This window comes from Mesorhizobium sp. B2-3-10 (assembly GCF_006442275.1).
Lineage (GTDB): Bacteria > Pseudomonadota > Alphaproteobacteria > Rhizobiales > Rhizobiaceae > Mesorhizobium > Mesorhizobium australicum.
Genome location: NZ_VFVT01000015.1, coordinates 53259 through 65142 on the forward strand (window position 1 = coordinate 53259; position 11884 = coordinate 65142).

Sequence of the window (11884 nt, forward strand, 5' to 3'; positions counted from 1 at the left end):
AAACGTCTTAGCTACAGTGAAACACTGGAGCAGGGTCAAATGAGCCTCAGGGATAAGAAAATCGTGGTCACCGGAGGCAGCCGTGGGCTTGGCCTCGGATTGGTCGAAGCGCTGGTCGAGCAAGGCGCCGGCGTGACCGTGGTCGCGCGGGGCGCCGAGGCGCTGCAGGCGGTCGGTGCCCGGCTTGGGGTCGCCACCATCGCCGCCGATGTCACGGACGAGGACGCCGCCTATCGCATTCTTGGCGAGGTCCGCCCTGACATACTGGTGCTCAACGCCGGCGCCACGCCCCGGATGGGGCGGCTGGACCAGTTGAAGTGGGAGGACTTCTCCATCGCATGGGAAACCGATGTCAAGGCCGGGGCTCTACTGGCTGCAGGCGTCGCTGAACCTGCCGCTCGGGCCGGGCAGCCGGGTGCTGGTCGGGTCGAGCGGTGCGGCCGTCACCGGGTCGCAGATGTCGGGCGGCTATGGCGGCGCCAAGCGGATGCTCTGGTTCATGGCCAAATACGCCAATGGCGTGGCGCAGGAGAAAGGCCTCGGCATACGCTTCCAGGCGATCGTGCCGCGGCAGATGATCCTCGACACCGGGATCGGCGACGCGGCCGCCGGCGCCTATGCCGGCTCGATGGGCATCACGCCGGAACAATTCGTCACCCGCTTCGGCGCGCCGATGCCGCCCCGGGCGTTCGGCGACAGGGTGGTCTCGCTGCTGGAAGACCCGCAATATGGCGAGGGCGTCGTCTTTGGCCTTAGCGGCGACGCCGGGGTGACGATCATGGAGGGCGCCGGTCCTTGAGCGACGGAAAGCCAGCGGTGGAGCGCGACCGGCAGGAAGGGCTGCTTGCCCTTGCCGCCGGCTTGCGGCCCGAGCTGCATCGCTATTGTTCGCGCCTGATGGGCTCGGTCATCGAGGGCGAGGATGTCGTGCAGGACACGTTCGCGCGCGTCGTCGTTGCCCTGGAGGAGTTGTGTGAGGCGCCTCGGCTCAGGCCCTGGCTGTTCCGGATCGCCCACAATCGCGCGCTTGACCTGTTGCGCAGCCGCGCGATCCGCGCCTCGGAGCCGATCGAGGCGGCGCTCGACATAGCCGACGAAGCCGACCCGGTGGAGGTGCTGATGCGCAGGCAAGCCGTGCAAACCGCCGTGTCGCGCTTCGCCGAGCTTCCGGTGACGCAACGCAGCGTGGTCGTCCTCAGGGATGTGCTCGACGAGCCGCTGGCCGACATCGCCGCCCTGCTCGGCATCACGGTCGATGCGGTGAAGGCGCATCTGGCGCGCGGCCGCGCCCGGCTTCGGCGGATCAACGCCGAGGCCAATCCGCTCCCCGATGCGCGCATCGCATCGGCGGCCATCCTGCGCTACGTCAATCTGTTCAACCGACGCGACTGGGACGGCTTGCGCGCGCTGCTGGCCGACGATGTGAGGCTCCATCAGTCCACGCACAAGCCGCGCGCGGGGGCCGCCGACGTCGGCATGTTCTTCACCATCTACGCCAGGAGCGGCGGCTTGTGGCTCAGGCCGGCATGGGTCGAGGGCCGCGAGGTGATCGCGGTGTTCGAAGACCGGGCCGACGCGAAACCCAGTCATTTCATGTGGCTGGAATGGCGCGACGGCCGGATCAGCTTCATTCGCGACTACCGTTATGTCCGGTACGTTCTCGAGGACGCCGACCTGGTGCTGGCAAGGTGAGGCGCCGTGCCTTCACGGGATGAGGGCGGCGACCTCGCGGTCGGACGGACGCTCGCTCGCGGCCAGCCCGGAGGCCACGCCGGCGCGGTCGGCGGCGTTGCGGTTCTGGCTCATCTTGCGCTTGCCTTCGAGCCTGACGACCGGCATGCGCAGGCCGACAATGCCGCGAAGCTGCGACTGGATGAAGTCTGGCGGCGCGTCCGACACGGCCCAGGGCGCGGCGCGCGCGCCCTCATGCAGGTTGGTCAGCCGGGTGACAACTTCCAGCAGCCTGTCCGCATCCTCGAAGAACTCGACCGGCCCGTAGGCGTGGACCGCGGCGTAGTTCCAGGTCGGCACGACCTTGCCGGTTTCCTGCTTGGTGGCGTACCAGGCCGGCGTCACATAGGCGTCCGGGCCCATGAAGATGGCGAGCCCGTCGCCGATCGCGGGAACGCGCCACTGCGGGTTGGCCTTGGCCAGGTGGCCATGGATGACGCCGTGCTCGCCCTCGGTCTCGTCGAGAAAAAGCGGCAGGGGGGTGGCGAGCGGCCCGTCCGCCGTGGCGGTGACGAGATTGGCCAGCCGCGCGGCGCGGATCGTCGCGATCAGGCTATCCTTGTCGTCGTCGCGGAAGGCGGGCGGCGTGTACATTTTCGAACTCCTCGCGTTGCCCTCACAGATGCCACACAATCCGGCCCGTTGGGAATATCCAGTTCGAGGCATCCAGGTGGCCAGTCGATCGGGCACGGAGCTTTGTCACAGTGCTGGCCGGGGTTCCGCTGAGATCAGCCGAGAAGGTTGCGCGCGGTCCTCATGAAGATCTTCGAGCCGATCGGGATCAGGTCGTCGGGAAAGTCATAGTCGGGATTGTGCAGGGCAGGGTGCCGCTCGCCGGCACCGAGGAAGAACATCGCCGACCTGGCGCTGTGGCCGAACAGGCCGAAATCCTCCGAGGCGCGCATCGGCAAGGCTTCCTCGCCATGCGCGACGCTCTCTTCATCGAGGGCGCGCCGCAGGTGCTCGACCGCATCCGGTGCGTTGACGCTGGCGACGAAGATCTCGTGATAATCCCAGCTGGCGGAGAGGCCGTGGCGGCCGGCAATCTCCTTGACCAGGGTTTCGGCGGCGGCGCAGAGGTCGGCCATGCGCTCGTCGCGGCGCGTGCGCAGCGTTGCCCAGACCTCGGCGTGGGCGGGCGCGATGCCGAATACGGCTTCGCCCATCCGCGCATGGGTGACGGTGACCATGGAGAAATCATCGTCGGCGAAAGTCGCGCGGCCGAGCGCGGGCAGGGCCGGCATCAGCTCCGAGATCGCCGGCATGGGCGAGGTTCCGGTCTCGGGCATGGAGGAATGCGCGGTCTTGCCCTCCAGCACGATGCGCATGCCGCGCGAGGCGCAGTTGACCACGCCGGGCTTGAGCCTGACTTCGCCGAACGGCACGCCGGGCAGATTGTGCAGCGAGAAGGCGAAATCCGGCGCGATCTCGCCAAAGCGCGGATCGGCGACGACGCCGGCCGCGCCATTGCCGGTTTCCTCGGCGGGCTGGAACATCAGCACGACGCGGCCGCTGGCGGGCCGTTCGCGCCCGAACTGGCGGCCAAGGGCGGCCAGGATAGCGGTGTGCCCGTCATGGCCGCACATATGCGACTTGCCAGGAATTTGCGATGCATGCGGCACGCCGGACAGTTCCTCGATCGGCAGCGCATCGAGTTCGGACCGAAACAGGACGGTTGGTCCGTTTTTGCCGCTGTCGTAGATGGCCGCGACGCCGTGGCCGCCGAGGCCGGTCAGCACCTTGTCCGGCCCGGTGTCGGCAAGGAAGGAGACGACCTCCTGCGCCGTCTTCTCCTCTTCGTTCGAGATTTCCGGCTGCCGGTGCAGCTTGCGCCGCCACTCGGTCAGTTCGACAATGTCGCGATTGGTCAGGGTCATGGTCTTTCGCCTCACTGCGGTCCTGTGCTAGCGATAAACGGCCGTGCCGACCACGGTCCAAGTCCCGGGCTTTGGCGGGCCAGGCCTCGCGACCGGTCTACTTCACGCGGTTGGGGCAGAGCGCCTTGAACTGGTCCAGCGTATAGTCGTAGCCCGAGGCGCCGGAGCCATCCAGCACCACCTTTTCGTCGACGGCGGTGATCCGGTAATCGGTCGTCACATCGGTGCCCTTGTTGCGGCCCTGGAACAGCATGGCGGCGCCGTAGAAGGTGGTGAATTCGCCGGTCTTGCAGTTGGCGGTGATTTCGAAATGCAGGGGCGCGTTCATTTCCGCATCAATGCACTCCTGGGTGAAATCATGGCCGTATTCGCGGCAGTAGAGGCGGGCCTTCCGCCTGTCGTGCCTGGCCAGGATGCTGGCGTGCGTGGAGCCGATGCCCGATTTTTTGACGATGGCAAGCTCCATTCCAACCCGGGCGCCGTAATAGAGCGTCGCGGCGCCAGCCGGCGCGGCCAGCATCACGGCGCAAAGCACAGCCAACAGACGTCGCATGGAAATTCCTCCCTTGGCCGGGAAGGATTGACGCACGGGGCGGGGCGGTCAAGCCCCAATTGGCCCCACTGGCTGACGCTTCCCGGCCATGTTCTAGGTCGAGTGGACCGCATTTTGCCGCACCTGGCCCAATCGCCTCGGCTCGGGAAACGGATGGTCATTATGAGACGATTGTTTATAACGGTCGCTGAAAATCGCGATACCAAGGGGAGACGATGCGCTACATACGTCCGCTTTCAATCGAAGACGCCGTCGGCCAATTGGCCGGATCGGCCGGCCCGGCCGCCATCCTTGCCGGTGGCAGTGACCTCCTGGTGAGGATGAAGGGCGGCTTTGTCGAACCCGAACTGATCATCGATATCAAGTCGATCGCCGGCTTGCGCGACATCAGGGAAACCGCCGACGGCTTCAGCATCGGTGCCGCCGTGCCTTGCGCCGTGCTGGGCGAGAACGCCGCGCTGAAGAAGGCTTGGCCCGGCGTGGTCGAAGCTGCCAAGCTGATCGGCTCGAAGCAGGTGCAGGGACGCTGCACCATTGTCGGCAATCTGTGCAACGCCTCGCCGGCGGCCGACAGCGTGCCGGCGCTGGTGGCGGCGGGCGCCAAGGCCGTGGTCGTCGGCCCGTCGGGCAAGCGCACCATTGCCGTCGAGACGGTGCCGACCGCGCCGGGCCGGACATCGCTCGCCAAGGGCGAGATCATCGAGGCGATCCTGCTCGGCAAGCCCGCGCCGCGTTCGGCCGATGCCTATCTCAGGTTCATTCCGCGCACCGAGATGGACATCGCCGTGGTCAGCGCCGGCGTCAACCTGACGCTCGACGGTGCTGGCGTCGTGACAGCGGCCCGCGTGGCGATCGGCGCCGCCGCGCCGACCGTGTTGCTGGTGGAAGAAGCGGCCGAGGCCCTGATCGGCCGCAAGCTCGACGAGGCAGCGCTGGAGCGGCTGGCCAAGGTCTGCGCCGGGGCCTGCCGCCCGATCGACGACAAAAGAGGCACAATCGAATTCAGGCGCAAGGTTGCGGGCGTGCTGGCCAGGCGGGCCGCACAGACCGCCTATGCACGTGCAGGAGGCAAATGATGGCTGGCGTAGCGGTTTCAACCACGATCAACGGCGACAATGTCGAATATCTCTGCCAGCCCGACGAGACGCTGCTCGACGTGCTGCGTGACCGGCTGGGACTGACCGGCGCCAAGGAAGGCTGCGGCACGGGCGATTGCGGCGCCTGCAGCGTCATCGTCGACGACCGGCTGGTGTGTTCGTGCCTGGTGCTTGGCGCGGAAGCCGAAGGCCGCCGCATCGAGACCGTCGAGGGCATGGCGCATGGCGACAGGCTGCACCCGCTGCAGCAGAAATTCCTCGAGCACGCCGCACTGCAATGCGGCATCTGCACGCCCGGCTTCCTGATCGCGGCCAAGGATCTCCTGGCCAAGAACCCCGACCCGACCGAGGAGGAAATCCGCTTCGGCCTGGCTGGCAATCTCTGCCGCTGCACCGGCTACGACAAGATCGTGCGCGCCGTCCAGGACGCGGCCATCGTTATGAAGGGAGCCTGAGATGAATTTCGATCCGCGTTTTTCGGGGCGTAAATTCGCTTCCGTCGGCACGCGCCCGATCCGCCCCGACGGTGTCGACAAGGTGACCGGCCGCGCCCGCTATGGCGCCGACTTCAACATGGCCGGCCAGCTGGTCGGCCGCGTGCTGCGCAGCCCGCACGCGCATGCCAAGATCCGCAAGATCGACACTTCCAAGGCGGAAGCGCTTGCGGGCGTCAAGGCGGTGATCACCGCCGCCGACCTGCCCGACCTCACCGATGGCGATGCCGCCATGTACGACATCCTCGACAATTGCATGGCGCGCACCAAGGCGCTCTATGACGGCCATGCGGTGGCTGCCGTCGCCGCGATCGACGCCCGCACCGCGCGGCAAGCGCTGAAGCTGATCGAGGTCGACTACGAGGTGCTGCCGCATGTCACCGATGTCGACGAGGCGATGGCGCACCACGCCCCGCTGATCAACGACACGGTCTTCACCGAGGGGCTGGAGGAAAAGCCGGTCAAGCCCTCCAACGTCACCAAGCGCTCGCAGTTCGGCCATGGCGACGTCCATCAGGGTTTTGGTCAGGCCGATTTCATCGTCGAGCGCTCGTTCAAGACCGAGCAGACGCACCAGGGCTATATCGAGCCGCATGCCTGCGTGGCCAATGTCAGCTCCGACGGCACGGCGGACCTGTGGGTTTGCACGCAGGGCCATTTCGTCTACCGCCAGCACTGCGCCCAGCTGCTCGGCATGGAAGCCTCGAAGCTGCGCGTCACCTCGTCGGAGATCGGCGGCGGTTTCGGCGGCAAGACCCATGTCTGGGCCGAGCCGGTGGCGCTCGCTCTGTCGCGCAAGGCCGGACGCCCGGTGAAGCTGGTGATGACCCGCGACGAGGTGTTCCGCGCCTCGGGCCCGACCAGCGCCACCTCGATCGACGTCAAGATCGGCGCCCGCAAGGATGGCACCATCACGGCGGCGGAAGCGACGCTGCGCTACAGCGCCGGCCCCTATGCCGGCTCCTGGGCGGAGATCGGCGCCATGACGGCGTTCGCCTGCTACAAGCTCGATAACGTCAAGACGGTGGGCTACGAAGTGCTGGTCAACCGGCCGAAGACCGCCGCCTACCGCGCGCCGTCGGCGCCGATGGCGGCCTTCGCGGTGGAAAGCGCCGTCGACGAGCTCGCCAAGGAGCTCGGCATGGATCCGGTCGAGTTCCGCATCAGGAACGCCGCGCAGGAAGGCACGCGCTCGTCCTACGGCCCGGTCTACGGCCCGATCGGCATCGGCCCGACGCTGGAGGCGGTGAAGAGCCATGCGCACATGAAGGCGCCGCTGAAGGAGAACCAGGGCAGGGGCATGGCCTGCGGCTTCTGGTTCAATTTCGGCGGCCAGACCTGCGTGGACTTGAACATCGGCATGGACGGCTCGGTGTCGCTGGCCGTCGGTACCGTCGATGTCGGTGGTTCCCGCGCCTCGCTGTCGCTGGTCGCGGCGGAGGAGCTCGGCATCGACTATTCCCAGCTCAAGGCGGTGGTCGCCGACACCTCTTCCCTCGGCTACAACGACATGACCGACGGCAGCCGCGGCACCTTCTCGTCCTCGATGGCGACCATCTCGGCCGCCCGCAACGCGATCAAGATCCTGCGCGAGCGCGCCGCGCAGATGTGGGACATCTCGGTCGACGACGTGATCTGGGAACAGGGCCACGCGGTCGCCAAGGGCGAGAAGCACGGCAATCTCGGCAAGCTGTCGCTGAAGGAGATCGCGGCCAAATCGGGCACCACGGGCGGGCCGATCGCCGGCCATAGCGAGCTCGTCGCCGACGGCGCCGGCGTCTCCTTCGCCACCCATATATGCGACGTCGAGGTCGACCCCGAGACGGGTTCGACCAGGGTGATCCGCTACACGGTGGTGCAGGATGCCGGCAAGGCGGTGCACCCGACCTATGTCGAGGGCCAGTACCAGGGCGGTGCGGCGCAAGGCATCGGCTGGGCGCTCAACGAGGAGTATATTTACGGCAAGGACGGCCGGCTGCAGAACGCCGGCTTCCTCGACTACCGCATCCCTGTCTGCTCCGACCTGCCGATGATCGACACCCAGATCCTGGAAATCCCCAACCCCAACCACCCCTATGGCGTGCGCGGCGTCGGCGAAACCTCGATCGTGCCGCCGCTGGCGGCGATCGCCAACGCGGTGTCGAACGCGGCCGGCGTGCGCATGACCCACATCCCGATGTCGCCGCCGCGCATCCTGGCGGCGATCGAGGCGGAACGGGAAGGCTAGGGGCAGGGGCTCTGGCGCGATGGTCGAAGTCACGCTCTGGGGTGCACTGGCTGCGACCGCCGGAGGCCAGAGCAAGGTCGAGGTCGAGGCCAAGGACATAAGGGAGCTGTTCAGGAAACTGGCTGAACAGTATCCCGGCCTGGAGCCATGGATCGACCGCGGGATCGCGGTCGCGATTGATGGCACGATTTATCGCGATACGTGGAGCAAGGAGCTGCCGCCGGGGGCGGAGATTTTTTTGCTGCCGAGATTGGCTGGGGGGTGAGGGGGGAAGCAAGACCTGGCCTTGTGTTGTGGACGCGAGGAAGGTTCGACAATTATTGAGAGTCCGCCGGTGATCTAGTCAGCTTCCATGACTACTTTGCGGTTGCACACTTAGATTCAAGGTCTGGAACACTCGATTATGGCGGTTTGCAAACCCGTTAACCAGTGGTCTACAATCTGAAAGACTGTCTTCACGACGCGACATCGCGCTAACCAAGTTCCTGCTTAGCAATGGCCTCAGTGGCCGGCACCGCGACATGGACACAGAATTTTCATCTGACGTGGGCTCGGAAAACTACAGGCTATCGCTGGGGTAGCCACACCGTTCCCTAATTACACATGGCATAAATGTGCTCTACGCGATATTGCTACGGTTGACGAAGTACAATTTATCGGCAAATTCGATGATCGAATTAACGGACGCTGTGTCATAGCGGCAATCTATAGGGGGGAATTTTGAAAATCTTGTCCGAATATATGGAAATTGTAACAGGGGTAATTGGCTTCCTCTTGGGGTGCGGAGTCACGTTGACGGTGCAGAAATTCCGTCAAGGTAATAACTCAAGCTACTCGGATCAGCGCAATTCGCGAGTGGACGGTGACCAAGCTGGCCGGGACATCCGTAAGTCGTGAGTCTACTCACAAAGAGTGATCTCAGCGAGTCTCACGTTGGTGGAGATCAAGCTGGAAACAACATCATCAAAACGACAAATTACAATAGTATCGATGGCGTGAAGCCGTCGCAGGTAAACCGTCTTTTGAAGCTTCTGTCTATGCAGATTAATGAAGATGAGTCCATGGTTGGATTTGTCGACGATTTACAGTTTTTTGTCGACAACAGAGATGGTGAAACCGTTGTTGGGTTAAAGAACAAGCTAGATATTTGCGGCCGGTCCGCCAGTTTTTCTGACGCTAAAAAGAAAAAGGAGCTCTTTGCAAAGCTCTTGATGAAATTTGAGCGGTTCTCCAGCGCTCAACAACTGTTTGCCTACATTATGGCAGCGATTCATGAGACTTTCGAATCCAAGATTATACCTTCTATAGGATCGCTGTCATCACAGCAGATCGACGAGTTGGTGGATGTCCAAATTATCGACAAAATAATCACGGAGATCGGCGAAGGTTCAGATCACATAACTCTCAATAGAACTCATTTAAAAGGTATGATATATTGGTTGGCGGATAAGTGTTACGTACGGTGGCATTGTGATTAATATTACTTACCTCCCAGCAAGCGACCCGTTTCACGCGGTATTTCGTATATTTGTTCTTTTCCCTTGTAGTGATGCGGAGGCGTGTCTCCACGAGGCGGCATGCATCCTCGACTTCTACATTTGCTTTCCTGCTCTAATTTCAGAGTTCAAGCCGCCGAGGCCTCTAGTCAAGTCCCATAATGTATTAAAGCGTCGTTACATTGCGAACACCTATCAGGTAACCCCGAAACCAGCTGTATTGTTCAACAGGATGCGCGGTGCCCAAAGTGTGGCAACAAGCAGCCTGCAGTCCTATGGGTTCCTGGAACCTGAAGCTTTTCGAAGTGGGATCATTTCCCGCACGCAAAAGCCAATGCCGAAGCCAATCTCCCTTGCGGTCGAAGCCCACCGTAAAGATCATGCGGATCTCGTTGATTTCTTGACGGAGCTCAAGGCTCTAAGCCCATATGGACCGGCCGGCCTTCGGGCGCGCAGCGAGCTTGAGGAATTCCGTTATGACAATGTTTAAGCCAAACATTCGCGTTGAGCGCCTTCAGGTTACCGCTAAGGGCAAAGTGGCTTATGACGAGAATTTCCACTCTGGTCTTAACATCATTCGAGGCGAGAATAGCTCCGGTAAGTCTACTGTCATGGACTTTATCTTTTATGCCTTGGGTGGCGACCTGAGCGATTGGCGCGAAAGTGCCCTGCGTTGCGACTCTGTGATTCTACAAGTTGCGCTTAATGGGAAGTCGGCGACTTTTTCCAGGGAAATTAGTGAACAGATTGGCCGCCCGATGCGCATCTTTCTTGGCACCATAGATGAAGCATCTGGGGCTGGACAGGAGCAATGGCAACTTTATCCCTACGCGCGTGGCTCAAAGGACAGTTTCTCTCAAGTCATATTTCGGTTTCTCGGATTGCCAGAGGTCCAATACGCGGAGACCGACACCAAGATCACAATCAATCAGATTCTGCGCCTTCTTTACGCCGACCAGCTCAGTCCAGTTGAGAAGTTATTTCGACCACAGCGTTTCGACGATGCAATCACCCGTCAGACGGTCGGTGAGTTGCTATGTGGCGCATTTAGTTCTCGTTACTACAACGCTCAGATACGGTTGGGTCAAGCAAATAAGGAGCTCGACATTGCTGAAGCTCAAATCAAGGCGATCATCAGATCGCACGGAAAAGACGGAAACCCGCTAACAACTGAGTGGTTTGAAATTGAGACTGCAAGTTATAATCAACAGCTTGAATCAACGAGCGCCGAGATCTCGAAGCTTGAAGAGCTAATCTTCCATACGCAGTTTGACGATCGACTGAGCCTCAACGATCAGGAGGAGACCTATAAGAACATCGTAGAGCTGCAGGCCAAAATCGCCAAGCTGCAGGAAGAGATCGACAGCCTTGAGCTTGAGAGAGCCGATTCACTGCAGTTCATTAATGCTCTTGATGAAAAGCTGGTTCAGCTACATCAGTCCGATACAGTCATCGATGAATTTAGAACCCTTGAGTACGAGTATTGCCCGGCTTGCTTAGCGCCCATCGATAAGCATGGCATAGAGGGGGCATGTAGCCTCTGCAAATCGGCTTACGACCCTCGTGAGACTAAGGCTCGATCGCTAAAGCTGATCAACGAGTTCGCGCGTCAGCGCCAGGAATCGCTCGAACTTCAGGCAGAACGCGTTGAGGAAATTGAGCGTTTGCGCGAGGCTTTGGCCAGCACCAAAGCACTTTGGGCACAGGCATCTCGGCACTACCAGGTTGCCGTTAGATCACCAACCACAGAGCTACGATTGCGGCTGCGGGAACTGAACCGTTCTGCGGGTTACCTAATAAGACAAATCGAGGATCTCGCTGGGAAGGCTGGCGTCATCGAACAGCTGGCCGCCTTGTCGAAAAACGCGGAAGATATTCGGGGCGAAACTCGATTGCTGAAGGGAGCTATAGAGGCTGAAAAGCAAAGAAATGCTAAGCAGGTGTCGCGAGCCAAGACTGCCATCGCGGATCTGGTTGTACAATTCCTCAAGCGGGATTTGGCACGACAAAGCACGTTTCAGAATGCGGAGAGCGTTACGTTTGAGTTTGATGCTGATCGTATAGCAGTCAACGGAGACAGTTTCTTCTCCGCAAGCTCGATGGTTTATCTTAAAAACAGCTTTCTGGCCGCGTTCTGTTTTGCGGCGACGCAAGATTCTTCATTTAATCACCCTCGATTTTTGCTGATGGACACCGTCGAAGACAAAGGAATGGAGCCAGAGCGAAGCCAAAACTTCCAGAAAATACTCTTTGAATACTCAAAAGAGGCAATTTCAGACCATCAAATCATCATAGCCACATCGATGATTGCAAGCGAACTGAACGTCCCGGAAGTAACTATCGGCGATTTCTATACCCACGAAATGCGAACCCTAAGGTACTGAAAATCGCAAATACACCAACCCCGCC

10 protein-coding genes and 1 pseudogene are annotated in these 11884 nt (G+C 61.5%); 8 read left to right on the forward strand and 3 right to left on the reverse strand.

Annotated elements, in window-relative coordinates; translation table 11 throughout:
* The first annotated feature begins 39 nt into the window (after positions 1–39).
* Positions 40–799: pseudogene (locus FJ943_RS29250) on the forward strand (SDR family oxidoreductase).
* Positions 796–1692, forward strand: a complete 897-nt coding sequence (locus FJ943_RS29255; protein ID WP_140727131.1) for a sigma-70 family RNA polymerase sigma factor — start codon at positions 796–798, stop codon at positions 1690–1692. The pseudogene FJ943_RS29250 and the gene FJ943_RS29255 overlap by 4 nt, the downstream one beginning before the upstream one ends.
* A gap of 12 nt (positions 1693–1704) precedes the next feature.
* Here the strand turns inward: FJ943_RS29255 and FJ943_RS29260 are convergent, their stop codons facing one another.
* From FJ943_RS29260 to FJ943_RS29270, 3 genes are all read right to left on the reverse strand, one after another.
* Positions 1705–2325 (reverse strand): FMN-binding negative transcriptional regulator, encoded by a 621-nt coding sequence (locus FJ943_RS29260; protein ID WP_140727134.1) that lies wholly within the window; start codon positions 2323–2325, stop codon positions 1705–1707.
* Between the two features lie 134 nt (positions 2326–2459).
* Positions 2460–3608 carry an amidohydrolase gene (locus FJ943_RS29265; protein ID WP_140727137.1) on the reverse strand — a complete coding sequence of 383 codons (1149 nt, stop codon included), beginning with the start codon at positions 3606–3608 and terminating at the stop codon, positions 2460–2462.
* A 97-nt stretch (positions 3609–3705) separates the two neighbouring features.
* Entirely contained in the window at positions 3706–4161 is a 456-nt protein-coding gene (locus tag FJ943_RS29270; protein WP_140727140.1) for a hypothetical protein, read from the reverse strand.
* A 215-nt stretch (positions 4162–4376) separates the two neighbouring features.
* Between FJ943_RS29270 and FJ943_RS29275 the strand changes: the two genes are divergently transcribed.
* The 6 genes from FJ943_RS29275 (at position 4377) to FJ943_RS29300 (ending at position 11859) form a co-directional block, all read left to right on the forward strand.
* Positions 4377–5237, forward strand: a complete 861-nt coding sequence (locus FJ943_RS29275) for a xanthine dehydrogenase family protein subunit M (protein WP_140727143.1) — start codon at positions 4377–4379, stop codon at positions 5235–5237.
* Positions 5237–5713, forward strand: coding sequence for a (2Fe-2S)-binding protein (locus FJ943_RS29280; protein WP_015316741.1), 477 nt, complete (start codon positions 5237–5239; stop codon positions 5711–5713). Before FJ943_RS29275 ends, FJ943_RS29280 begins: the two co-directional genes overlap by 1 nt.
* Position 5714: 1 nt before the next feature.
* Positions 5715–7979, forward strand: a complete 2265-nt coding sequence (locus FJ943_RS29285) for a xanthine dehydrogenase family protein molybdopterin-binding subunit (protein WP_140727145.1) — start codon at positions 5715–5717, stop codon at positions 7977–7979.
* 19 nt (positions 7980–7998) lie between these two features.
* Positions 7999–8244: a MoaD/ThiS family protein gene (locus FJ943_RS29290; protein WP_140727148.1), complete on the forward strand. Its 246-nt coding sequence runs from the start codon at positions 7999–8001 to the stop codon at positions 8242–8244.
* A 628-nt stretch (positions 8245–8872) separates the two neighbouring features.
* Positions 8873–9457, forward strand: coding sequence for an ABC-three component system protein (locus FJ943_RS29295; protein WP_140727150.1), 585 nt, complete (start codon positions 8873–8875; stop codon positions 9455–9457).
* A gap of 494 nt (positions 9458–9951) precedes the next feature.
* The gene (locus FJ943_RS29300; RefSeq protein ID WP_181174671.1) at positions 9952–11859 is read left to right on the forward strand and encodes an AAA family ATPase; all 1908 of its coding nucleotides are present in this window, start codon (positions 9952–9954) and stop codon (positions 11857–11859) included.
* The last annotated feature ends 25 nt before the right edge of the window (positions 11860–11884 follow it).